At 46.2% G+C, this 22,645-nt stretch carries 22 protein-coding genes; 8 read left to right on the top strand and 14 right to left on the bottom strand.

Annotated elements, in window-relative coordinates; all coding sequences use genetic code 11:
* Positions 1 to 791: 791 nt before the first annotated feature.
* The 5 genes from THEBA_RS06560 to THEBA_RS06540 all read left to right on the top strand — a co-directional run bounded on the left by THEBA_RS06560 (position 792) and on the right by THEBA_RS06540 (position 4,491).
* Positions 792 to 1,829 (top strand): hypothetical protein, encoded by a 1,038-nt coding sequence (locus THEBA_RS06560; RefSeq protein ID WP_006486672.1) that lies wholly within the window; start codon positions 792 to 794, stop codon positions 1,827 to 1,829.
* Positions 1,830 to 1,842: 13 nt separating this feature from the next.
* The gene (locus tag THEBA_RS06555) at positions 1,843 to 2,199 is read left to right on the top strand and encodes a GntR family transcriptional regulator (RefSeq protein ID WP_006486670.1); all 357 of its coding nucleotides are present in this window, start codon (positions 1,843 to 1,845) and stop codon (positions 2,197 to 2,199) included.
* On the top strand, positions 2,192 to 2,773 hold the full coding sequence (locus THEBA_RS06550; protein WP_014730960.1) for a hypothetical protein: 582 nt from the start codon (positions 2,192 to 2,194) through the stop codon (positions 2,771 to 2,773). Before THEBA_RS06555 ends, THEBA_RS06550 begins: the two co-directional genes overlap by 8 nt.
* Complete coding sequence (locus tag THEBA_RS06545; protein ID WP_014730959.1) at positions 2,770 to 3,612, top strand: ABC transporter ATP-binding protein; 843 nt, start codon at positions 2,770 to 2,772, stop codon at positions 3,610 to 3,612. Before THEBA_RS06550 ends, THEBA_RS06545 begins: the two co-directional genes overlap by 4 nt.
* Positions 3,613 to 3,993: 381 nt before the next feature.
* Positions 3,994 to 4,491, top strand: a complete 498-nt coding sequence (locus THEBA_RS06540) for a hypothetical protein (protein WP_014730958.1) — start codon at positions 3,994 to 3,996, stop codon at positions 4,489 to 4,491.
* Here THEBA_RS06540 and THEBA_RS06535 read toward each other — a convergent pair whose 3' ends face one another.
* The 9 genes from THEBA_RS06535 to THEBA_RS06495 all read right to left on the bottom strand — a co-directional run bounded on the left by THEBA_RS06535 (position 4,492) and on the right by THEBA_RS06495 (position 13,450).
* Positions 4,492 to 5,049, bottom strand: a complete 558-nt coding sequence (locus THEBA_RS06535) for a GNAT family N-acetyltransferase (RefSeq protein WP_014730957.1) — start codon at positions 5,047 to 5,049, stop codon at positions 4,492 to 4,494. It abuts the gene before it with no gap.
* On the bottom strand, positions 5,030 to 5,359 hold the full coding sequence (locus THEBA_RS06530) for a hypothetical protein (RefSeq protein ID WP_014730956.1): 330 nt from the start codon (positions 5,357 to 5,359) through the stop codon (positions 5,030 to 5,032). The genes THEBA_RS06535 and THEBA_RS06530 overlap by 20 nt, the downstream gene beginning before the upstream one ends.
* Before the next feature lies 1 nt (position 5,360).
* Positions 5,361 to 6,902 carry an exodeoxyribonuclease VII large subunit gene (gene xseA, locus THEBA_RS06525; protein ID WP_014730955.1) on the bottom strand — a complete coding sequence of 514 codons (1,542 nt, stop codon included), beginning with the start codon at positions 6,900 to 6,902 and terminating at the stop codon, positions 5,361 to 5,363.
* A gap of 82 nt (positions 6,903 to 6,984) precedes the next feature.
* Entirely contained in the window at positions 6,985 to 7,746 is a 762-nt protein-coding gene (locus tag THEBA_RS06520) for an SDR family NAD(P)-dependent oxidoreductase (RefSeq protein ID WP_014730954.1), read from the bottom strand.
* 288 nt (positions 7,747 to 8,034) lie between these two features.
* A complete protein-coding gene (locus tag THEBA_RS06515; RefSeq protein ID WP_014730953.1) occupies positions 8,035 to 8,418 on the bottom strand; it encodes a DUF6672 family protein in 384 nt (127 codons plus the stop codon).
* A 4-nt stretch (positions 8,419 to 8,422) separates the two neighbouring features.
* Positions 8,423 to 9,562: an ABC transporter permease gene (locus THEBA_RS06510; protein ID WP_014730952.1), complete on the bottom strand. Its 1,140-nt coding sequence runs from the start codon at positions 9,560 to 9,562 to the stop codon at positions 8,423 to 8,425.
* Complete coding sequence (locus THEBA_RS06505) at positions 9,559 to 10,602, bottom strand: ABC transporter permease subunit (RefSeq protein WP_014730951.1); 1,044 nt, start codon at positions 10,600 to 10,602, stop codon at positions 9,559 to 9,561. Before THEBA_RS06505 ends, THEBA_RS06510 begins: the two co-directional genes overlap by 4 nt.
* Positions 10,595 to 12,199, bottom strand: coding sequence for a sugar ABC transporter ATP-binding protein (locus tag THEBA_RS06500; RefSeq protein ID WP_014730950.1), 1,605 nt, complete (start codon positions 12,197 to 12,199; stop codon positions 10,595 to 10,597). The genes THEBA_RS06505 and THEBA_RS06500 overlap by 8 nt, the downstream gene beginning before the upstream one ends.
* A gap of 75 nt (positions 12,200 to 12,274) precedes the next feature.
* Positions 12,275 to 13,450, bottom strand: coding sequence for a DUF3798 domain-containing protein (locus THEBA_RS06495; protein ID WP_014730949.1), 1,176 nt, complete (start codon positions 13,448 to 13,450; stop codon positions 12,275 to 12,277).
* Between the two features lie 259 nt (positions 13,451 to 13,709).
* Here THEBA_RS06495 and THEBA_RS06490 point away from each other — a divergent pair, with 259 nt between their 5' ends.
* From THEBA_RS06490 to THEBA_RS06480, 3 genes are all read left to right on the top strand, one after another.
* The gene (locus THEBA_RS06490) at positions 13,710 to 14,618 is read left to right on the top strand and encodes an AEC family transporter (protein ID WP_236609224.1); all 909 of its coding nucleotides are present in this window, start codon (positions 13,710 to 13,712) and stop codon (positions 14,616 to 14,618) included.
* Between the two features lie 86 nt (positions 14,619 to 14,704).
* Positions 14,705 to 15,994 (top strand): patatin-like phospholipase family protein, encoded by a 1,290-nt coding sequence (locus THEBA_RS06485; RefSeq protein WP_014730947.1) that lies wholly within the window; start codon positions 14,705 to 14,707, stop codon positions 15,992 to 15,994.
* 5 nt (positions 15,995 to 15,999) lie between these two features.
* Positions 16,000 to 16,587, top strand: a complete 588-nt coding sequence (locus THEBA_RS06480) for a hypothetical protein (RefSeq protein WP_014730946.1) — start codon at positions 16,000 to 16,002, stop codon at positions 16,585 to 16,587.
* Here the strand turns inward: THEBA_RS06480 and THEBA_RS06475 are convergent.
* The 5 genes from THEBA_RS06475 to THEBA_RS06445 all read right to left on the bottom strand — a co-directional run bounded on the left by THEBA_RS06475 (position 16,561) and on the right by THEBA_RS06445 (position 22,640).
* Entirely contained in the window at positions 16,561 to 17,832 is a 1,272-nt protein-coding gene (locus THEBA_RS06475) for a LemA family protein (protein WP_014730945.1), read from the bottom strand. The genes THEBA_RS06480 and THEBA_RS06475 overlap by 27 nt on opposite strands.
* Before the next feature lie 1,094 nt (positions 17,833 to 18,926).
* Positions 18,927 to 19,607, bottom strand: a complete 681-nt coding sequence (locus tag THEBA_RS06460; RefSeq protein ID WP_236609223.1) for a YjjG family noncanonical pyrimidine nucleotidase — start codon at positions 19,605 to 19,607, stop codon at positions 18,927 to 18,929.
* 2 nt (positions 19,608 to 19,609) lie between these two features.
* Positions 19,610 to 20,563, bottom strand: a complete 954-nt coding sequence (locus THEBA_RS06455; RefSeq protein WP_006486629.1) for an MDR/zinc-dependent alcohol dehydrogenase-like family protein — start codon at positions 20,561 to 20,563, stop codon at positions 19,610 to 19,612.
* Positions 20,560 to 21,756 carry a trans-sulfuration enzyme family protein gene (locus THEBA_RS06450; RefSeq protein ID WP_006486627.1) on the bottom strand — a complete coding sequence of 399 codons (1,197 nt, stop codon included), beginning with the start codon at positions 21,754 to 21,756 and terminating at the stop codon, positions 20,560 to 20,562. The genes THEBA_RS06455 and THEBA_RS06450 overlap by 4 nt, the downstream gene beginning before the upstream one ends.
* A gap of 173 nt (positions 21,757 to 21,929) precedes the next feature.
* Complete coding sequence (locus tag THEBA_RS06445; RefSeq protein WP_014730941.1) at positions 21,930 to 22,640, bottom strand: hypothetical protein; 711 nt, start codon at positions 22,638 to 22,640, stop codon at positions 21,930 to 21,932.
* Positions 22,641 to 22,645: the final 5 nt, after the last annotated feature.

The raw sequence follows: 22,645 nt of genomic DNA, 5'->3' as shown, positions 1-22,645 counted from the left end.
GTCAACGGTTCACCGAATGCTTGAGATTAAAGACGCGCTATTCTCTGAGTGCAGGAATCCGTTATTGTGGACTCCATTCAAAATCTCGTGTTGTGGTTTTTGACTTTAACCAACAACGAAGAACGGATTCTCGCTCTGGAACGAATAGCAGATTCTACTCGGAGAACGGAGAACTTTTCAACGGCGGCGAACCGGTTTCACTTGGCTCTTTCCAACCCCCTACCTGCTATCCCCAACCACGTTATATTCGAAAACCGAGATCCCGAAACAAGTTCGGGATGACAAAGGGAGGGAGGACTGAGAAGTCATTAATGCAATAATAGCGATGGTTATTTCGAAAACGTCTAAATTCGTCATGCAGCGGAAATGGTGCACCAACTTTTGAAAAATAACGTTCCTTTCGACCTTTCACTGTCATAATTTTCCCAATTCTATACTTAACAACTTAGATTATCTGAACTTGTTTCAGCATCCAGCTCATATTTATTCTTCGGAGAACGGGGAACCGTTCAACGGCGAACGAGTTCCGTTACTCTTTCCTACCACGTACCCGCTACCCCCAACCCCGGTCTAACAACTCACAACTTGGGACTGATCCTTTGCTCTTTCAAACCCCCAACCTCCGACCCCGAAGCACGGTTTTCCGGAACGAATCTATATAACTCCATGCTGATTCAAAGTTAGTGAATTAGAGCAAAAGTCGAAGGGAAATTTCCAAAAGTAGCACTTGACAATGTAGATGACCAGTGTTCTAATGGAATAGAACACTATATGATTAAGGAGGTGTGCAGGTGAATAAAAAGTATCCTTCGATTACTAAGCTAATATTGGCAGGAGTGCTAGGCCTTTTGGCTTTGCTGATTCCTTTCACAGCGGGCAAGATACTCCTTGCTATTGCTGGAATTGTTGTAGTTGCGTTAAGCCTGAAGAAGTTCAAATGGCTGCTCATAACTCTCGGTATTCTGTTCCTTGTTATTCCGATAGTAGCCTTGGGTGTAATAAATGGGATCGGATCGAATTGCCTCAACTGGCCTCTCGGGTTCATAGATGACCCGTCGATTCTTCAGTGGTTTAACTGGATCGAAAACGATGGTTACGAATACTATGGCAATAACGAAGGCGGCTACAACAGGAAAGGCTCAGATCATAAGACTTATATGCCTGATCAGTATGTGGATGGAGCAAAGGAAATCGTTTTTTCTGGACTTGGTTTCGAGATTAGCTTCGATGAAAACTCAGATAAGATCCACATCCCATCGAAGCTCGAAATCAACAGATATGGAGAAAGATTGCAGATCTCGATGCCCAATGATATGAAAAACTCAACTGCCCAAATTACTATTGGAACGCTTTCAGAACTCGATAGATTGGAGTTTAGAACGGTTTTCTTGAGGCTGAACGACAAGGTGAATGTTGCGAAGATGGAAATTCAGACTATCTCAGGAGAGATCAGGGGAGAAATCATGGCGAGCAAGATGATTTCGATTGAGGGAACATCTCTCTCAATAACTGGAAGCCTAAAAGCTCCAGAAATCATTATTGAGAATGTACCTTCGCTGTCCTTCATGGGAAGTGTAGAGGCAGAAAAGTTTACCGTGCAGAACGGGGTAGCACTGGCCTTTTCTATGGATGCGTCGAAAATCGAGAATCTTTCGATACATGGAACGGTGGTGAACGGGAGGATAAAATTCAGCGATTCGTGGACCGGAAGCAGACGGGTGAACGTTTCGGGAATAGGCGGGTCGCTCAATCTATTGATGCCCACCGGGAGTGGTGGCTTTGAACTTATTACCTCTGGTAGGGTGAGCGTCGTTACTGAGAAGTATTGAAAGAAGTGATGTCATGTTTGGAAAAATCGATAAACACGATGGTGTTCCGGCCTATATACAGATTATGAACATAGTTAAGAGGGAGATAATGCTCGGACGTCTAGAAAACGGAGACCAATTGCCCCCGGTTAGGGAGATGGCCGCGATGTTCGGAGTGAATATGAACACCGTAATCAGATCACTCGAAAGGCTGCAGTTCGAAGGGTTAGTGGAGGCAGAACATGGGGTAGGCTATTTTGTGAAGACGGCACATTCGATAAACAGAGAAGTAATGAAGACGATATCTGAAACCGTAGGGGAATTGAAGAAAAACGGAATAGATCTGCAAATGGCTAAGGTTTTGCTTGAGGAGGTATGGAAGAATGACTGAAAAGATTGAAGCTTATTTTATGAAAGAGTTCAGTGAGAAGGCAGGAAGGATAGCCGTCTTTTCCCTTGGATTGCTGATCCCCTTCTATCAGGTGAGAATGATATTCCTCTTTCTATTGGCAATGAGTCTTCTCCCATCAGATATTCAGCATAAGAGGCTTGGGTCGCTGCTGGCGCTTCCGTACTCGCGCCAGGAGTTGTTCTGGATATCGTATCTCTTTCTCATTGCGATGAGCGTTGTTACACAGGTGATTGGAATGGCGTTGTTCGGTGCTCAGCTAATCTCATCGATGAATGTTTACTGGCTTTCAATGGTGATCGGTTCCATAAGTTTTTCTACTGCCTATTATGCCGTTTCAATGATAAGCGTAACGGCCGGTCTAGACAACTTTGGTATTCCATTCCTCGTGCTGATTGCCGATTTGATAGCTGGAGGTGTCGGAAACAGGTTCAGCAATCCGTACTTCTATGCAAGCCCGGCCCACGAAGGTAACGTTTGGATCAGTGGGGCCGTTTCGCTAGTTGTGTTGCTGGTTGCAAACTATCTATTCGTCAAGAAAGGAGTGCAGAAATGATAGTCTCTGTAGACAAACTAAGAAAGTCCTTCTCGTCGAAGCCCGTTCTGAACGATATTTCTTTCAATGTAGAGCAGGGAGATATCTTTGCGATAGTCGGACCAAATGGCGCGGGAAAGACCACGACGCTCCGCTGTATATTCGGAGAAATCGCTCCGGAAGGTGGAGAGCTAACGGTATTTGGAGAGAAGGTTACATCGCGTATTAAGGAGAAGATAGCGGTCATGACGGAAGATCGCCTGACCTTCAGGAGGTTCCTCGGCGAGGACTACCTAAGGATGTGGAGAATGCTTTATCCAGGCTGGCGAGAGAAGGTTTTCACCAGTTTTGCCGTGCATTACAAGTTCAATCTAAACGAGAGAGTTGAAACATATTCAATGGGCATGAAAACCTTATTCCATATAGCTCTTACGGTTGCTAGCGGAGCCGATCTGCTCATCCTTGACGAACCCACTCAAAGTCTCGATCCGGTGATAAGACAGGAAGTGATGGGTGTACTGAGAGATTATGTTCTTCAGGAGGGCAAAACAATGATTATCTCCTCTCACGAGATCTACGATCTGGAGGAGATTGCCGGTTCCTTTGCCGTAGTCCTTGAGGGAAAGGTGCTATATTCAGACACAATAGATGGTGCCAAGGAAACACACCGGATTATCCCGAAGGGGCAGACTATACCTTCAGGAGAGATTATAGGTGTTACGGGTGAGGAAACCCTGGTCCGAACTGATGAAGAGGCAGGCAGATTTCCAAACTTCAAAGAGATCGTGCTGTGTTACCTTCAGAGTAAGAAAGCCTTTGCGCCTTTTGAAGAGGAGTTCAAACCTAGATTCAAGATTTGATAGTGTCTCTTTGCTAAACATTGCACGGGGCGATCGGCAGTATCGCCCCGCTCTTGAAGCTAGAAGTGGATCGAGTCACAGATGTAATTGCAAGGTACGCGTTTCCATTATCCAGGTTTTGCGGTCATTTGTCACTGAGATGTTTGGAATCTGATTTGTTGGACTGAATGACTGGATGCGTTCCGTTGGAACTTTTACCCTCATAGTCCAGTTTGTATCTTAGTAGTTCGCCTTCGGGACTGCACTTTGCTCTTTGTCTGCTGCGAGGCGTAAATTCGAGGAAGAATCTAACTCTTCTGTGACTCTTGAGCTGCAGAAGTGTAACATCCAGAATTATCAGGTATTATATTCGTGAGGGGATTTCGTAAGGGAGGTCTTTGTATGGAAGAAGAGAATGTGAAGAAAGAGACTGCAAAGAAGGGGAGCGGACTGTCTCAGATCTTTCTGGGTCTGATTGTTATTGCGCTTGGATTGGTGATCATTTTTGTGCCCGCCGTATTGTCGAACTTCTGGCTCTTGTTTATCTGGCTTCCAGGAGTGATTATGGAATACAATGCTTTTAGAAACAGGAATAACGGTTTGCTTGTTCCCGGCGGAATTCTTCTGGTCGTTGCGCTTGCGCTCACTCTTGGAGTCATCTTCCCCGGTTTCTATTCTCAAGGAGGTTGGGGTCTCTTCGTTCTTGCTCCTGCCTTTGGGCTGCTACAGCTTTATCTTGCCGATGGACGAAGGCATTTCGGTTTACTCGTTCCGATTGCGATATTAACTGCTGTGGGTGTGATCGCTCTTATACCTTCATCGCTTTCTCAGTGGACAATGATAGTGGTTGGTGCGGTTCTTATTGTCTTTGGTTTGCTCGTTCTTTTTAGAAGGAAATAGTCAAACGTCTCGTCCCATCTGATAGAAATCGAAGTAATCATCGTTGACTCGCATGAATTTCTTCAGTTTCCCTTCGATTTCGAAGCCCATCTTTCTGTAGAGGGCTATCGCCCGATCGTTATCGGTACGGACTTTAAGACCGATCCTTGTAATCCCGTTTCTGCCAGCATGTTCAACTGCGAGTTCAATAAGGACTCTTCCTATTCCCATTCCCCAGTACTTCATTGACACTGAAAGAGCTATTTCGGCCCAGTGGTATATTCGCTTTCTTGAGCCCCCTTGCATCGTGATAAGACCTACTATGCTCTGATCACATTTGGCTACTGCCATGAGACAGTTGCTTCTCTCTTTGAAAGAACTTATGAGACGCCTTTCATCCTCACTGCTCATGGTGAACTCGCCTCTTCCAAAGCTGAGATAGTCGGACTCGACGGCTACTGAATTGATGTACTCGATTATTCTCTCTGAGTCGCCAATGTCCGCTCTGTAAAAGAAACAACTGTCACCGTTTCTGAGAGTGATTTCGCGCAGAGGGCTCTCAGAATGGTAGTTTTCCATCTTCGCCTTCCGCAGATGTCTCTGGAGGCTCCTCGGAAACATCTTGCGCCTCAATTGAATTCAGAAAACTAGAGTACTGTTGATCAAGTTCTTCTTTTTCCTTTTTGAGAGTGATCAAACGCAATCGGGCGGCTGTAAGCAGCTGAATAGCCTTCTGGTAAGCTTTGAGTGCAATTTCGACATCGATCTGAGAGTTGCCACGGAAATACTCGTCTATCGATCTTATGTAGCCAAGAAGCTTCTTGAAGTCCATAGCGTTTATCTGATCTTCTTTCAGTTTCAGAATTGATTCGAGAGTCTTTTCATCCATTTCATACCTCCGATTTCACTTCATCAATTGTAGCTTTTGCTTCGCCGTCTTTGAAAATACAGTCAACTTCATCTCCGGGAGAGATAATTCTGACACTGTTAACAATTCTGTCGGCTTTCTTCAGAACCACACCACCGAAAAGGAGCGACGCTGCGTATCCCCCATGCAAAGTGAGGTCGTTGAAGAGGTCATCGAGGTCGTTACCTGCCTCGTTGATTTTGTCGTCGAACAGTCTGAGTATTCCTTTGTCAAGTAGCTCGACCTGTCCATTTGCGTTCATCAAATGTCTGTCGAGCTGATTTCTCAATCCTGCATAATCTAGCTGACTTTCACTGTAGTGAAAACTTCTTTGGATGGTCGTCTCCGCCCTGTTTATCAGGCCCTCGGTAACTGCTAAAATTTCGTTCATCGTTCGCTCAATAGAGAGAACATACCTGGTTGGGTTGAAGGATCCAAGTTCGTTCACAGCCTGGCCGATCCTGTGAAGAATGGTTCCCGACAAAACCCTTATCTCATCCTCAAAGAAATGCTCCGTTCGATTCATATTGTCCTCTATTCTGTCCAACATGATCCCAAGTCTTTTAGGATCGGTCTCATCGCAAGCTCTTTGGAATAGCCAGTTCATTTCGTCGTCTAAGTGATTGGCGAATTCTTCAAGAGAGGCGACATACTCGTTTACCTGTTCGGTTATTCCTCTCGCTACTGCCGTCGGGGTGTCGAATCTCTTCCATGCGACGAAGTCCGGAATCGTGAAGTCTCTTTCATGGCCGATAGCGCTAAGCACAGGGCAGTAAGTCTTGTTGAAATCCGAAATTGCACTTCCCAAATCCAGGTTGTCGAAGTACATCAAGTCGCTCGCAGAGCCACCACCTCTGGTCAGGACCACAACGTCGTATTTAACTGGACAGGAGGCGATTTTCCTCAAAGCGGAAAGAATCCCGGGGACGGTTCGATTCCCCTGCATATATGATTCAAAAAGATGAACAATGGGTTTGTAAGGATATTGAAGAGAGAGATTAGAGAAGAAGTCCCCGAGTCCCGCTGCAGTTGAAGACGAGATTACGGCAATCCTTTTAATCGGAGGCAGCTCGGCGAGATCGTGTTCCTCGGTTCTCAATGCATTCCGAGCTTTAAGAGCGAGATAGATCTCCCTTCTTCGTGCGGCAATATCCGACTCACCGATCGGGGCGATCGTATCTATCCAGATAGAAAAGCTTGCACGGGGTTTGTAGAAACTGAGAGTCCCTTCGAAGAGCCACTTCTTACCTTTCAAATCGGACGAGCTCTTTAGAGCTAGCTGTCTTCCCATCCTTGCAAAGGCAGAGGTGCCTGAAATCATGCTCAGATCTATTCGCCGCTTCGTACCTCGCTCAACGTAATCCTGAGATACATTGATATATACATAGCTGCCTCTGACATTTATATTGGTAACATCGGCAGGAAACTTGACTCTCAGATTGTTCAAACCCGCATCTGTAAGAATCGTTCTAATATGTTCTAGCATATTGTCAAGATCCTTGAATTCAAGAGTTTCTTCTTCCATGAAGTTCTCCTCTGAATGAATACTCTACTCCATTATAAAAGAAGAGGACGCCTAATGGCGCCCTCAGTAGGAACAATCACAATTATTTCGCCGTATAACCACCGTCTACCATCAAAGACTCTCCATGAACAAAAGAGGCGTCCTCACTGGAAAGAAACAAGACGGCATTAGCGACTTCTCTGGGATTTCCGAGCCTGCCTATAGGATGCAAGCCAACTAGCATGTCGTACATCTCCGTACCCTCTTTCATTCCGGCATTCTCAATCAGCGGGGTCTTTATGAAAGCAGGATTAACGGCATTGATTCTGATGTTTTTGCTTGCATGCTCCAGCGCTGCGGCTTTCGTCAGTCCAACGACAGCGTGTTTGGCGGCTACATAAGCGGAGGCATTGTTGAAACCGACTTTTCCGAGTATAGAAGAGTTGTTTACAATTGCTCCTCCGCCCTGCTTAAGCATCTGCTGAATCTGGTATTTCATTCCATAATAGACGCCCAGCAAATTGATCGAAATCACTCGTTCCCAGTCCTCTTCAGGGTACTCAGATATCGGAAGAGAAGGGCCAGCAATCCCAGCGTTATTGAATGCGACATCAAGCTTTCCAAACTTCTCTACGATTTTGTTGATTATTTCCTTTGTCTGCTTGGCGTCTGCGACATTGTGCTTCATGAACACTGCAGTGCCGCCGGATTCGTTTATCTCTTCGGCTAACTTCCTTCCTTTTTCTTCATTGACATCTGTAATTACTACCTTTGCTCCCTCTTCTGCGAATGCGATGGCGGTTTCGGCTCCGATCCCAGAGCTTCCTCCCGATATCATTACTATCTTGCCTTCGAATCTCTTCATAGTGAACCTCCTTAGATGAGGATGAAATCCGATAGTTTGTCTCTGCTATATTTAGTATATCACAATCCTTGCTACGCTCAAACAACGATCTAGACTGCGATTGTTTTCAGAGGAGCTTTCAAGAATCGATTGACGATGATTCGCCTATCAACTTGTGAAAGGCTTGTCCTAGAAGAACGACCCTTTATTCGAATATTTTTCGATCCAAAAAGAAAAGGGACCGAACGCTTACAACATTCAGTCCCTTTATCATCAATTGCGCTTAGCTCAACCATTCATTTCGAGATTTCATCGCTCGGCTTGCTCTATCGTAAGCCATCCCTCTTCGACTTCAAAAAGCGCGACAAGATTTATTACTGCAGTATCGTTTGGCGACAAAGTAAACTTTCGTTCAATTTCCCTTGTAGTCCCATCAGGAAGCACTTCAACTGCCTTTATTTTGTGCCATGGACCGGCTGAATAAGCAACCTTTCTCTTTCCCTTTTTGACATCCTCAAGATCGACATCGTCGACAATTACATTTATTGTATTTGCCGATTTATATTCGACGCCGTCTACGACGATGTCTTTGTTTTCTACGAAAATGGTATGTTGTTTTCCTAGGACATAAAGACCGAATCCAAGAGCAACAAGGACCACAACAAGGGCGACTCTAATAACGTTCCTCCTCATGCGATCAGCCTCCTGTCCCATCTTCAACCGCTGCTTTGATTGCTGCCTTTGCCTGTCTTCTTTCAGTCTCCTTTTCAACCTGTCTTCTCCAGGCGTAGAGAGCAAGTGAGATGGCGATTATTCCATAAGATACAAAGACCCTGAAAAACTCGCCGATCTGTGCTTGGCCTAAGAGTTCTTTTCCCGCTCTTGGAGCGACTATGAAGGTTAGATGGAAGAGAGTGATTCCAATGAAGACATTTGGAATGGTTGCTTTTGCGACTGAGGCGCCTCCAATAAGAAGCGCGGCAATGGCGAACGTTCCGACCTGATCGTGGGAATTATATGTGTTGATTGTCCCGATATTCTGCAGGAAGATAATCTGACCGTAACAGGCGAGAACGGTCGAGATAATTATCGAGAGCGTTCTCGTTCTATCCACATTTATTCCGGCGGTTGCCGCCACCTGCATATCCTGGCCCACAGCCCTCATGTCTTGACCAAGCTTTGTTCTCGTGAACCAGAAAACAAATATGCAGAGTGCAGCTATTATTGCGAAGACACCGAGAGGAATAGAGACCCCGCTTATTTCAATTGACCACATATTGTCGAGAGCTTTTCTTACGCTTATTAAATCGATTGCATTTCTGACACCGTATCCTCTGGGAAGCAGCAACTTGTCACTGGCAATCGGTATTAAACTTCCCATACCGTAGAGGATCGTAAGCTGATAGATTCCGTTTATGAAGAATCCCAAAATCATTGATGTAACCATCTCTCTGCCTTTGGCACGATTGAGGATCATTCCCGCAAGCATGCCCAAAAGAATCGCGATTGGTGTTCCAACAAGCATAGCAAGAACAATTCCCGGAATACCTACTACTCCCCAGTCGAGCATGAAAATCAAGCCTATCTGCCCTGCCATGGCTCCAAGCACAATGCCGAAATTCAATCCCATGCCGGCCATAACAGGTATCAGCAGAGATATGACAAGGAAGGAGTTTCTCCCGAGTCTCGTGATGATTTCGTTCAGAAGATAATCAGTTGAGAATCCCGACAACGGTACGGCGAAAATAAGGAGAATGACAAACAAGATTGGAACCGCATTGGAAATTACGAATCTCACCAATGGATTCTTTGCGCGTGTTAAGCTCTGATCCTTCATTTTCTCACCTTCGTTCTTCTCGTCAAAGCATAAACAATCATACCGTTAGAGACGATTATCCTGATTACCTCCGACATGTCGCTCTTAATAAGATTATTCATGACGGAAGGTGTCATAGTTAGAATTCCCTGGAACAAGAACGCTCCAATTATGACGTTTCCCATAGACGCCTTCGAAACAGATGCGCCCCCGAGCAGTAAAGCAGCAACGGCCGGAAAGGCCATCAATAGAGGGGCCATGTATAACTGAATGAATCCGAAACTCTGTTCATAGACAATGATTCCCACAGCCGCGATAACCGTAGAGATCACGACTGATAGAATTCTCATTCTGTCTACATTAACTCCGGCTGCTTTTGCATATACAGGATTTGATCCTGCCGCCGTCATCGCAGTTCCTAGCTTCGTCTTGAAGAATGACCAGACCAGCAAGGCAATGAGGGCGAAGAAAAGGATCGTTCCCGTTGGAAAGAAGAAGTTTCCGATTCTTATGCTGAGAAAATTGTTCAGGACACCCAACCAGTATCCCTCGACACTTATGGTTGTCCTTAGACCGGAGCCTCCATATCCCCATATCATGTTCGGGCTCTTATATGGCAGGAGAAGCCACATCATACTCATGAAGGCCACCGAAGAGAAACCCACGTATGTTGCTACGACCATCTCGTCTCCCTTAACTCTGTTTAGCAAAAGGCCGTAGAAGAACCCTAGAATTGCTGCGAATGGTATTGCAATGCCAATTGCTGTCAAGAAACCGGCAAGCCCCGTTACACCGAGTTCAATGCTTGTAACCGCACCGATCAATCCTGCAATTACACCGAGCTGCATTCCGAAATTCAATCCACAACCGGATTGAACCATCGGTACGAGCGAAAGAACCAGGACGGAGTTCATGGCAAACCTTACTAATGTGTCGCTAATCGACGTCCCGATACTTATGTTAACAAATGGTGCTATTACGAAAAGAGATAAAAGGAAGAGAGCAATTATGATTCTCGGCCAACCGGCCTTCTCTATAAGGTTTGCAATGCTTTCAAACACTTTCCTTCACCTCTTCCTGTTCGCCCAGCATAAGCAAACCGAAGTCAGCCGGATCGGCCGTCGGCGGCAGAATTCCAATTATCCTTCCTTCACTTACTATTGCTATTCTGTCGCAGATCGAGCGAAGCTCCTCTAGCTCGGAGGAGGTCATAATGATTGTTGTGCCGTGTTCTCGATTTTGTGTTCTTAGGGTTTCGAGAACCACGCTCTTCGCGCCTACGTCAATTCCCCTCGTTGGTTCAGAGACAAACAAGAGATCGGGTTCGAGAACGAAGGCCTTGGCAAGACATACCTTCTGTTGATTTCCTCCTGAAAGCTCCTTCGCCTGCTGTTTTTCGCTAACGCATTTGATCTGGAGAGATTCAACGTACTCTCTGGCTACCCTTGAGATTTCTTTGTCATCTCGCCACTTGATCAAGCCACCTAGAAGATTCTTGATGAACCTTCCTTGAATCTGGATCGCGGTGAAAACAATATTCAAATCTATCGGTTCATCGAGGAGGAGACCAACGCCCCTTCTGTCTTCCGAAACGAATGCGATGCCTCTACTCAGGACGCCGACGGGATTGTTTAGCGGTAATCTTTCGCCTTTGTAATAGACCTCACCTTCCGCGGGAAAGAGACCCATTACTCCGTTGGCAATTCCAAGCTTTCCTTGGCCTGCAAGACCTCCAATACCGAGAATCTCTCCTTTGTGAACCTGGAGATTGACTCCATTTACCTGTTCTCCGGGCATGTCTACCCAGAGATCCTTTATGTCCAGAACAATTTCAGGCTCTTCACCTATATTTGCTCTAACCGAGGAGCTGTCCTTTATTTCTCTACCTACCATCAAAGATGCGACCTCTCTTGGAGTCGTCTTTGAGGATTCCAGCTCTCGAACAACCTGACCGTCCCTAAGTACCACTAGACGATCTGCTATTTTCAACACTTCGCTCAACCTGTGACTAATGAAGATTATAGAAAGTCCCTTATTTGCAAGTCTTCTTGCCGCTGTCAGCATCGTTTCCGCTTCCGATTCCGTTAGGACGGCCGTCGGTTCGTCGAGAACGAGGAGCTTCGTGGACTTTCTATCCATCTCTCTCGCGATCTCCGTGAACTGCCTGTGTCCGACAGGCATTTCGCTAACGAGCATATCAGGGTCCAGCTGGACCTCAAGCTTTTCTATTGCAGCAACGGCTCTTTTGTGCATTTCTTCTCTGTTTAGGGTACGTAGTCTCTCGCCGAAGACCTCTACGAAAATGTTGTAGTTGGTCGATTCTCTATTCAGAAGGATGTTCTCCGTTGCCGTGAAGCCGGGTATAAGTATGAACTCCTGATGAACCATGCCAATCCCTGCTTCTATCGCTTCAAAGGGACTGGCAAAATTGACTTCGACGCCATCTAGAAGTATCCTTCCTTGAAAACCACCAGTTTCATGAATCACAGGCAGGCCGAAGAGAATGTTCATGAGCGTTGACTTTCCGGCGCCGTTTTCTCCAACTAATCCAACGATCTCGCCTTTTCCAATTCTAAGAGTAACATCTTTCAAAACCTGATTACCGAAGAACTCTTTGCTGATGTTTTCCATCTTCAGCAAGTATTGCTTTTCATCCATGGCTTCACCCCAAATACCGAACGTTGGAAAGAATCAAGAAAAGGGGGGCTTACCCCCCTTCTCGACGCTATTAGCCTAGAAGTTTAGATATTTCTCAGGAACTTCTACTTCCGTGATTCCCATGTAACCTTTGCCAAATATGTAGGTATCCTGATAGATCAGGAGGTAGTTCTCTTGCTCGATTCCATTGGCATCGACGTAATAGCTTCCATTCCAAGCCGCGCCTGGTGTGTATTCGGCAAATGCAGCCATAACTGCATCGAAGTCGTCAACCTCACATTTGCCTTCAATGACATTCTTGGCATGTTCAGCAAGAGCTGCTGTAGTCGTGTAACCAAGAGAGTAAGCCCATGTACCCATTCTTCCTGCCGCACCTTTCGCGACAACGGCTTCTTCTACCTTTGCGAGTATTGCCGGCCAGTTGCCAGTCTCTTCCTCAGTGAAGGAGATACCAAGTGCGCCAGGATAGCCCATGAGAGGAGAAGGAAGATCGGCTTCGATGAAATAACCGCCAAGTTCGGCAACTCTCTTGAGAAGAGGTTCTGTGTGGGCATCGTTTGTACAGAAGAAGGCGGTCTTTGGTCCATACTCGTCAAGCCAGGCGGGGACTTTTTCAAGAATGAACTGTTGTGCTCCTGCGATTCCAACGTCACTGACAGGGTCAGGAGAACCCATGTCAATAAACTCGAGGCCGAGTTCTTCACATGCAGCTCTCATAATGTCTCTTCGTTTGGAAAGAAGTTCGTAAGACATGTGCCTTGGGAATGAGATATGCATGAACTTCTCTGCGCCCAGCTGCTTGGCCGTGTAGATTATGAGGTAGCCACGTGCCAGTGAGTCGGCGTTGACGGAAAGATCAGCTGCATCGGCTAGCATTGGAGGATCTTCGTGAGGCAGACCGGCAAGAAGAAGAATGTCTGGTCTTGTTTCCCTGATTCTTCTGAAGCTCTCGACTGTTCCAGGAATTGCCTGGTTGACAATGATAGCCTTCATCAGAGGATCGTCTGCGAGACCAGTTATCTGTGCTATAACTGTCTCTTGTTCAGACATGAAGTTATCAGGGTAAGTAAGATGTACGATCATCCCACCGGAAGCAGCATCTCCGTATTTCTTGATCAGCGCTTCGGCGCCTCGAAGATCATCTTCAGACTGTGACACCGTTCCGGTTACAACGCCGATGTGAAATTCTGCGGCAAACATGAAAGCCGCGCTTACAAGAACTACCAGCAGAACTAATAGTGCTTTGCGCATTCAAAAACCCCCTTTTATTAAGGAATTGAGGCTGCCCGACAGGCATCCTTTAATAACATATCTTGTTTGACCGATATAAAAGCCGGATGGCCCGGATATCAAAAAGGAAAGTATAATCTTTAACAAGACTAGTTTATCACAATTTTGAGTCATTAATGTAATGCCCTGGTTCTTCAGTATTGGTCATTCAAGGTCCTTAAGTACGTCTAGTCTCCTCTCTTTGTTCTGTCCTTTGTTATGCTGGTTTATAATCCTTTTGATGAGCGCAATCGTCTCGAAAATTCTTACTTTCTTTGTCTTGATAGGAACTGGATTCATTATGAAGAAAAGTAATTTGGCCGACGATCTATTCACAAAGGGGATCTCAAGATTTGTCCTGTACATAACCCTACCCGCTTTGATAGTAGAGTCTATGAATTTCGACTTTTCTTACGAAATGCTTTCGAACTCCGTAATATTGTTAATGGCCGGTGGTGTGCTCTATTTGTTTCTCTGGATCCTGGGAATTGCTTCTTCCAGAGTTCTCAGACTTACCGGTGATGTTAGAAGTGTATTTCGTTATGCTGTGCTCTTCGGAAACGTCGCCTATATGGGCTACCCGGTTGTGGAGTTGGTGATCGGAAAGGAAGGTGTTTTTTACAGTGCAGTGTTTAATATCTGGTTCAACATATTAACCTGGACCGTTGGGATCAGGATAATGACGGGCAAGACGGAACTGTCAGGGAAAAAAGCCTTTCTGAATCCCGGAATGATCTCGGTCTTCATTGGCCTTGTTCTCTTCTTCACACCTCTTAAACTTCCGGTCTTTCTTGACGAAGCTCTTGCACTTCTTGGGGAGAGCACTATCCCCCTGGCCATGATCGTTGCAGGAATTATTTTGGCAAGTTCGAAGATTTCCACGATACTGAAAGGGCGAACGATAATAATCTACAGCCTTCTGAAACTTTGCATTGCGCCGATGATAGTCTTTCTTTTCCTTTCCTTCTTGAGGCTCCCGCAAACGGTTGAGAAAGTGCTGATAATAATGAGTGCAATGCCGGCTGCAGCTAATACGTCGATATTTGCTCGGCTTTTTGATTCGGACTTCGAGCTTTCTTCAAGATTGATAGCTTCCTCAACTCTTTTCTCCCTAATTTCGATCCCTTTAATCATCTCTTTTCTTGAATGAAAAGGTCAGATTTAGATTTTCTCTTCCGTTTTGCTTTGAGATAATGCTATTATCCCTCTATAAACTGCCGAAGAGAGGTGTAAAAATTGAGAAGTCTCGCGGTTGCTCTTTTTATCTTGGCTCCTTTGATTATGTTGTCGGGAAGTGTTGCCCTGGTTCTTTCAGGCGGTGGAGCGAAGGGCGGCTATGAGATCGGTGCCTGGAAGGCTTTGATAGATCTCGGAGTCGATTTGGGTGGAGTCTACGGTACTTCGGTAGGTTCTCTTAATGCCGCTGCAGTTGCACAAGGCGATTTCGACAAAGCATTGGATGTCTGGAGAAACATTTCTGAAGAGAGCGTGATGAAGCCAACGGAAGCGCAGCGGAAGTTGATCGAGGCATATGGAGGAGGTTCTGACTGGAGTCTCGGTGAGCTTTATCAGGGAGCTGTAGACGTCATCAATGAAGGCATAGATGTGACGCCCCTCAAGGAGCTGCTCAGCTCTTTGATATCCGAAGAAGCCGTGAGAAACTCCTCGATGGACTTCGGACTTGTGACTTTTGATCTGACCGATGTCAGACCCGAAATGCTCTTCATTGAAGATATACCTCAAGGATCTCTAGTGGATTATTTGATGGCAAGCGCGAATTTCCCCGGATTCAGAACGGTAGTCATCGACGGAAAGGCCTTTGTCGATGGAGGAATCTACTCAAATCAGCCAGTTGAGATGGCTTTGGAAAGAGGTTTTAGAGAGATCATTCTAGTCGATATCGGTAGAACTGCTCTTAGAGATAGAATTGGGAAGTTCCAGGCGTATCTTTCCGGGGCTAAGCTCACCCATATAAGACCGAGAGTTATGTACGGCAGTACTCTGGATTTCGATTCCCAGAAAGCCATACTTCAGATCGAAGCAGGCTATCTAGATACCCTGGCTGCTTTTGGCTTGACGAAGGGAAAGTATACATATATCTTCGAGAACAGAGACGTCTTCAAGATGATGTTCGATTCGCTCTCCCCGGAAGAGAAGAATGAGGCGATGAAGATAGTCAATGATTCTCGGGAATGGGAGGATCCCGAGAGCTTCTATTCTGAGCTCTTGTCATCTCTTGAAAGGATTTATGAGAGTGAGGATCCCATGATAGACGTAGTAGATGAGCTGGCTTCGATGCTTGAGGTACCGGCTCTTGAACTGTACAGCGTCGAAGAAATACTCCAAGCCCTGCGTGGTGCCTACCTAAACAAAGGATTCCTAGATGAGGAAGTCTCACCTGGTCACCTCAGGAAGATGCTAAGCTTTTTTATCTTCCTCTGTGAAAAGGCAGAGATTCCTGAACCACCCGCTCAGTTCCAGCTTTTCAAATCTTCCTTCATGACGCTTAGGGGAGTAGAGGAGTGAATACTATGAAATGGATGATTTTTTCTTTGGTAATTGTGTTTCTGCTCTCTGGTTGCGTTCCGATGGCTTTAATGATGGGACCGGAGATTTTACCTAGCGGCACGTTGAAACAGGCCGTTGGAATGGATCTCCTTGTGGGTTTCGAAGAATCTATTCTTGCCCCTTGGAGTTTCCAGTATCTTGCCAGGATGGGTCTTACGGAGTATCTCGAAGGTTCACTTAGGGTGGCAATTCCAAGCATCTTCATTTCCGCGCCGGCAGCTACCGTCGAAGCTGGGGCAAAGCTGGGAGTCCCGGGCTTCAGAAACGCAGCCCTTCTGGTGAGTGGAGGGGTCTTTTTAGGCAAAAAACCAAGCGGAATAAGCAGAGATGACTACTTCATACCTTTCCTCAGAGTAGCCCCGATGGCTGGCTTTTACATACGAGACTGGATGGTTGGGGCCAAACTTCAGCTTTTCGTGGCTAGTGAAGTGGGGATCATTCCAGGTCTCTTCTTGACGAATGGGAAGTTCTATTTCGAGCTGGACATACCTTTTGCTGAAAGCACATCCAGCCCCGATGGAGGCCTATTTGGAATCTCCGTCGCCTTCTGATTGAAGCAATAACTCACAGTTCTTTAGACGCGCCAGTGTAGCGACTACATTGTCGGGGATTCTCTCGAGCCTTGTGTTGTAAAATGTCGCGATGTTATTGTAATAAGCTCTGGCGAGTTCTAGCCTATTTTCGGTATCCGATAGTTCTCTTTGAAGTCTGGATACTGCTTCGCTTGATTTTAATTCGGGATAGTCTTCGACAAGAACCAGGAGGCGTTTGGCTGCCTTCGCGTTTACGGCTGCCTCGCTTCTGAGAGCTGCAATCTTTGTCTGGATACTCTGTTCATGCTTCATCAAACTCGAGACGGCGGAAGAAAGGCGCGGTATCAAATCATGCCTTCTTTTCAGCTGAACCTCAAGCTGTGAAAAGCCCTGTCTCACTCTTTCTCTAAGTGATTTGAGGCTATTGAAAGTAGTCCAAAACCATCCTATCAGCCAGAGGCCCAGATATATTCCGGTCGGCATGAAGTAATCTGAGACTCCGGAAGGTATCCATCTATAAAAGCCAATCCTGCTTGCTATGAAGAATGAGATCAACGATACTCCCAATCCACCTAGAGAAAGCAGCCAGTAGTTTAGCGAGTACGATTTGCTGATTCTCTCTTCTTCACGAGTTGAAATCAAGAAGAGGGGTGAACTCTCATCATGAGCGATCTCAGGGGCAACAATATCCTCTCTTTCTCTCGACTGGCCGATAACATAAACTCTTGCGTCAAGGGGAATAATCGATTCAGTGAACATTCTTAAGTGATCAGAGTGAATTATCGATTCTGCAGGACCCTTGCCATAGTACAGCGGATCGGACGATCTGCATCTCAAATCCATCGCTCTCACTCCTTCGATTTTCGCTTTCTCGGGTCTAATTTGAATCGTGCCTGTCTCGTCGCGGAGATCAAATGGACACATCGACTCACCAGATGCGACTGTCTTCCAACCACTCTCACGTTTTGTTCTCGTTCTGGTCTTCCCCTTTGAATCGGTATAGGTTTCCGTAGTCGTCTTGCTCCAGTGTTCAGAGATCTCCCACGAGTACTGCACGCATGTAGATTCTGTAAGGTAACTCGTAATGGGGTTTTGGCATTCTACCTTTCCCGACACTTCCACCAGACCTATGAAGACCCCGTGTGCCTTCGAAGTTGGCATGTCGTCGATCAACCGCTTTCGCCTGTACGATCTGAAAGAAAACAAGAGCATGAGTAATGACAATCCGACGCCGATTAACCTGACAATAGAACTATAATCCATAAAGGTCACCACCAAAAAGCAGCTTGCTACACGGCCAATCGGATTTTATCATAACTTGGTGATAAGCTTCCGGGAAGGTCTTCAAAAATTTGAGAGTAGATGGCTTTGTCAGTCAACGGTCCACCGGCCTCCGAAATTAGCAGACTGGCGAGAGCTGAAGTGATGCGGCGAAGAACATCACCGGAAGTGAGGCTGTTACGCAGGAAGAGTTTCGGGTCAACCGTCAACGGCCCACCGTACTCCGAGAGGATCCTTCGAAGATGCAAACAGAGATCCCGAAACAAGTTCGGGATGACTAAGTTAAGAACATTCGAGAAAGCGAGCCGGGTACGACAGTGTTTGCTGATTCCGAAAACGTCGGCCTGAACTTGTTTCACCATCTTGGTCTTGAGAGCCGTTGTTCGCTTAGGAGCAAGAACCCGCTGCGCGCTGATGAAAACCGTTTGCCAGTCAAAGTTCCACCGTCCTCCGAGAGGATCCTTCGAAGATGGAAACACAGATCCCGAAACAAGTTCGGGATGACAATGTGAGAGACACCCGAGAAGGCGAGAGGGGTGTGACAGTGTTTGCTGATTCCGAAAACGTCGGCCTGAACTTGTTTTACCATCTTGGTCTTGAGAGCCGTGTTCGCTTAGGAGCAAGAACCCGCTGTACGCTGATGAAAACCGTTTGCCAGTCAAAGTTCCACCGTCCTCCGCCTTCGAAGATGGAAACACAGATCCCGAAACAAGTTCGGGATGACTAAGTAAGAACATTCGAGAAAGCGAGCCGGGTACGACAGTGTTTGCTGATTCCGAAAACGTCGGCCTGAACTTGTTTTACCATCTTGGTCTTGAGAGCCGCTGTTCGCTTAGGAGCATGAATCCGCTGTACGCTGATGAAAACCATTTGCCAGTCAACGGTACAGCGTCCCCGCCAATAAACACCGGTTCTTCGTTCCGACGCTGCGCGTCCAGGTTCTTGGTAAAAGCCGAGGTCAGAGGGAAGAGGTTGAAAGAGCGATAAGAGCTTGATCTTCTTACCTCTAACCTCATACCTCTAACCTCCCGCGTTGCCCTAGTCGGGAACTGGAAACTAACGTAAGGGAACAGCAGCTAGACAAGAAGCATTAATAGCTCATCGTAGTTTCTTGCTATGTTAACGGGGCCTTTGTTTCTCCTGACATGTTTTCCAAACCAGATGAAATCGATTCCCGCATTTTCGGCTCCTCTATAATCTGACTCAAGGCTGTCTCCTATATACACAACCTCATTCCTTTGAACGCCAGCCCTGCGGATTGCTTCATGAAATATTCCTGGATCGGGTTTTGCCACTCCCGCCTCTTCGGAAGAAAGTGAGAATTCGAAAAATTCGGGGAGGCCCGCAGATAGAAATCTGTTATGCTGTACGCGATATACACCGTTGGTTATTATTGCCATCCGTTTACCCTGTCGCCTCAGGGTCGTGAGAAACTCTCTTGCGCCGGGCAGGAAATATGCCTTTCTCGAAAGCCTTGTAAGGTATTCATCGTTAAGTTCCTCAGGATCAAAGCTTACGTCAATAGAATCACAGTATTCCCTGAACCTTCCGACTACTACTTCTTCTTTATTCCTTGTTCCCTTTTCAAGATAGCCCCACCACTTTGAATTTATAGACTGATAGGATCTCACCTGTTCTTCAGAGAGATCAATATCTCGCGCTTTGAAGAGCTCTAGAAGAGATTCTACTTCGCTCCTTTCAAAGTCAAGGATCGTGTGATCCAGATCAAAGAAGTACATCTTATATTTACTGCTCAAAATCAATCCATCCTTATTATCACCTTGAGCGACTTCTTTGCCGCTTCAAAAGCTTTTAGTGATTCGTCGATGTGAAAGATATTCTCGATAAGTGTTGTTGGGTCTACCGTTCCTTCTTCAAGCATGGAAATAGCTTTATCAAAGGGTCCGCACCTTGAACCGATCAATTCTATTTCCCTAACGACCACGCTCGTCACGTCAAATGACGGTATTCCTTGATAGGTGCTTTTCAGCACTATCTTCCCCTGTGGCCTTACTAGCCTAAGCGCTTGAGCAAGTCCTGAAGAGTTTCCCGTTGCTTCGATTACGATATCGAAGTGCCTGTCGTAAGATTCGGCTTCATCGATACTCAAAAATAGCGCACCGGAGCTGCTTCCGAGAAGCCCTATCCTTTGGGAGTGTTTACCTACCAGTCGGTGTTCAATCTTCTTTGCCGAAAGAGCCATTGAAATAAGCAAACCCAGTTTTCCGTCACCAATCAGGCAGACTCTCTGATCCGGTGAGAGTTCTACGGACTCGAAGACCTGAGCCGCCGCTGCCAGAGGTTCGGTAAATACTGCCTTCAGACTTGAAACAGATTCTGGAATCACATGAAGATTCTCGTCTGGAAGTACCGCGTACTCTGCAAATACCCCCGGGTAGTCGGAGATTCCAACGGTCTTGATGTTTCTGCAGTGTTTGAGAAGCCCCTGTTTGCAGAGATCGCAGGTCTTACAGGGAATGTTGATCTCCGTAGTTACACGTTTGCCTGACAAGATGGCCGAGTCGCTTTCAATAACCGTCCCCAGAAGCTCGTGGCCGAGAATTCCATGGTAGTCCATGTAGCCGCGGGTGATCTCCAAGTCTGTATTACATATCCCGGCAAGATTGACCTTTACCAAAGATGTTCCGGGCCATCTTACCGGTAACGGAACGTCCAGCAGTTTAAGGGTGCCATCAAAGACAAGCGCTTTCATTGTCTGTAAACCTTGTCGAGAGAATTTTCGATATCATTGAGTAAATCCGAGTAATGCTCAAGTCCAGCAGAAATTCGTACAGTCTTGCTTGAAAAGCCGAATTCGTGCAGCTCTTCTTCCGGATAATCTCTGTGAGTCATCATCGCTGGCACTTCCACCAGTGTCTCGGCATCACCGAGAGATACCGCGAGTTTGATTAGGTTCAGATTTCTCACGAAGCTTTCAGCGTTCTCTCTTGGACCCTTCAATTCGAAGCTTATGATACCTCCAAATCCTTCCATCTGCCGCGATGCAATATCATGTCCGGGATGATCTTCAAAGCCAGGATAAGATACCTTCACTACTTCGGGGCGGTTCCTCAGAAAGTTTGCGATTTCCCTTGCGTTTTTTTCGTGTCTCTCCATTCTAAGGCCCAATGTCTTCATACCTCTAAGCAACAACCAGGCGTTGAAGGGACTCATCACTCCCCCCAGTTCGCACATGTATCCAAACTTGAGCTTTTGAACGTAGTCGAAGTCCTTTGAAGTTGCAAAGCCGCCGATTACGTCTCCATGACCGGATATGTACTTCGTTGCGCTGTGAAGCACGACATCCGCGCCGAAATCAAGCGGTCGTTGAAAGACGGGTGTTGCAAATGTATTGTCGACAACTACCTTGACACCGTTTGAATGTGCGATCTTAGCGAGTGCTTCTATGTCGATTATCTCGAGTGCAGGATTGGTAGGAGTTTCAAGGTAGATTAGCTTTGTCTCCGAAGTAATAGCTTTCTCTACGGCGTTAAGATCGGTCATGTTTATGAATTTCGTCTTGACCCCGTAGTTCGTTATTAGGTGATTTAGAAAACCGAATGTAGAGCCGTAGAGATTCCTGTGGGCAACCAACGAATCCCCAGCGGCGGCAAAGGACATGACAACTGAGCTTATGGCTGCCATGCCTGAAGAGAAGGCTACCCCGTCAACACCGTTTTCCAGGGTTGCCAGCCTCTGTTCGAAAAGATTTATCGTAGGGTTCCCACCTCGTGTGTATACGTAGGCACGTCGTTTGAATGAAAAAGTATCCTCCGCCTGCTGCAGGTCAGTAAATGTAAACGTAGAGGTCATGTATATTGGCGGATTCAGAGACTGATTTTGGTCTTCTTGCTCTGCGGCGTGAATCGAGAGGGTATCAAAGTGGTGCTTCTTCGTCTTATCCATAATAAACACCTCGCTTCCTTTATGACATTATATCGTAGGAAAGAAGGAGCGCCGGTAACATTAAGTATGAAGCTAGTAAAACAAGTATGTTATTGATAGAATCGTTAGCCGACAAATATCTCTACTTGTATCGACCGCTGTATTAATAACGGACGTCGAGGGAAGGCCTTTCTTCAGGTCACTGAGATTTTCTTCTTTGCTTCTTCAATTTCCTCTTGAATCCTCAGTACCGTCGACGGCTCCTCATAGAAAGAGTAAGTATCCTCAGAAGTCTTTACGAGCAGGAAGTAGTCTTTAATCTTTGGCTTTCCTATCATCTTGATCTTCTTTGCGGGAAGAAACATATCCCTCAGAGAAGGAAGATACAGCTCACCGGGGGACATGCTCATGTGAACCGAGACCTCTTCTATTTCTTCAAGCGGAACTGTCATCTTCACTCTCCCCGTTCCGGGCACATCGACCGTGAAATGGAAGGCATTTTCATGGACTATCGAATAGCTCTGGCTCATATTTACTTTTTCGATCTGGGCGACTCTTCCGAACGTGTAGAACACCGAACTGACCCTTCTTCTGTTTATGGGTCCTGACAGGCCGAGCTCCCTTGTCATCTTTTCCTTGGGACGCTCATCTCCCATTCCCAGTAGAACCGTAATTATGCAGATTACATCACCAAAAAGAAATCCGGCTCTGAAATTGCCTGAAAAAATTGCAATTATCTCTGCAACTATGGGAACAAACGGAGCCAGGACCAGAACTCGATAGTCGAACCTCTTTCTTAGAACCGTAAAGGCTATATAGAACGGTGTACAGGCAAGGAAAAACCATAGAGGCGAAAGCAGAAATCTTGTCGCAGATCCGACTAAAAGCAAAAGAATTCCAGTCATCGAAA

The sequence above is a fragment of the Mesotoga prima MesG1.Ag.4.2 genome, assembly GCF_000147715.2.
GTDB lineage: Bacteria > Thermotogota > Thermotogae > Petrotogales > Kosmotogaceae > Mesotoga > Mesotoga prima.
The sequence above is the reverse complement of the archived record's forward strand: the minus strand, read 5'-3'. Positions and strand labels throughout refer to the sequence as shown.

Excerpts from the sequence above, each read along its gene's own strand:
- THEBA_RS06540 (WP_014730958.1), top strand. The coding sequence starts at position 3,994 with ATGGAAGAAGAGAATGTGAAGAAAGAGACTGCAAAGAAGGGGAGCGGA.
- THEBA_RS06445 (WP_014730941.1), bottom strand. The coding sequence starts at position 22,640 with ATGACTGGAATTCTTTTGCTTTTAGTCGGATCTGCGACAAGATTTCTG.
- THEBA_RS06555 (WP_006486670.1), top strand. The coding sequence starts at position 1,843 with ATGTTTGGAAAAATCGATAAACACGATGGTGTTCCGGCCTATATACAG.
- THEBA_RS06530 (WP_014730956.1), bottom strand. The coding sequence starts at position 5,359 with ATGGATGAAAAGACTCTCGAATCAATTCTGAAACTGAAAGAAGATCAG.
- THEBA_RS06455 (WP_006486629.1), bottom strand. The coding sequence starts at position 20,563 with ATGAAAGCGCTTGTCTTTGATGGCACCCTTAAACTGCTGGACGTTCCG.
- THEBA_RS06490 (WP_236609224.1), top strand. The coding sequence starts at position 13,710 with ATGAGCGCAATCGTCTCGAAAATTCTTACTTTCTTTGTCTTGATAGGA.
- THEBA_RS06475 (WP_014730945.1), bottom strand. The coding sequence starts at position 17,832 with ATGGATTATAGTTCTATTGTCAGGTTAATCGGCGTCGGATTGTCATTA.
- xseA (WP_014730955.1), bottom strand. The coding sequence starts at position 6,902 with ATGGAAGAAGAAACTCTTGAATTCAAGGATCTTGACAATATGCTAGAA.
- THEBA_RS06545 (WP_014730959.1), top strand. The coding sequence starts at position 2,770 with ATGATAGTCTCTGTAGACAAACTAAGAAAGTCCTTCTCGTCGAAGCCC.
- THEBA_RS06550 (WP_014730960.1), top strand. The coding sequence starts at position 2,192 with ATGACTGAAAAGATTGAAGCTTATTTTATGAAAGAGTTCAGTGAGAAG.
- THEBA_RS06480 (WP_014730946.1), top strand. The coding sequence starts at position 16,000 with ATGAAATGGATGATTTTTTCTTTGGTAATTGTGTTTCTGCTCTCTGGT.
- THEBA_RS06510 (WP_014730952.1), bottom strand. The coding sequence starts at position 9,562 with ATGAAGGATCAGAGCTTAACACGCGCAAAGAATCCATTGGTGAGATTC.
- THEBA_RS06495 (WP_014730949.1), bottom strand. The coding sequence starts at position 13,450 with ATGCGCAAAGCACTATTAGTTCTGCTGGTAGTTCTTGTAAGCGCGGCT.
- THEBA_RS06515 (WP_014730953.1), bottom strand. The coding sequence starts at position 8,418 with ATGAGGAGGAACGTTATTAGAGTCGCCCTTGTTGTGGTCCTTGTTGCT.
- THEBA_RS06450 (WP_006486627.1), bottom strand. The coding sequence starts at position 21,756 with ATGGATAAGACGAAGAAGCACCACTTTGATACCCTCTCGATTCACGCC.
- THEBA_RS06520 (WP_014730954.1), bottom strand. The coding sequence starts at position 7,746 with ATGAAGAGATTCGAAGGCAAGATAGTAATGATATCGGGAGGAAGCTCT.
- THEBA_RS06535 (WP_014730957.1), bottom strand. The coding sequence starts at position 5,049 with ATGGAAAACTACCATTCTGAGAGCCCTCTGCGCGAAATCACTCTCAGA.
- THEBA_RS06500 (WP_014730950.1), bottom strand. The coding sequence starts at position 12,199 with ATGGATGAAAAGCAATACTTGCTGAAGATGGAAAACATCAGCAAAGAG.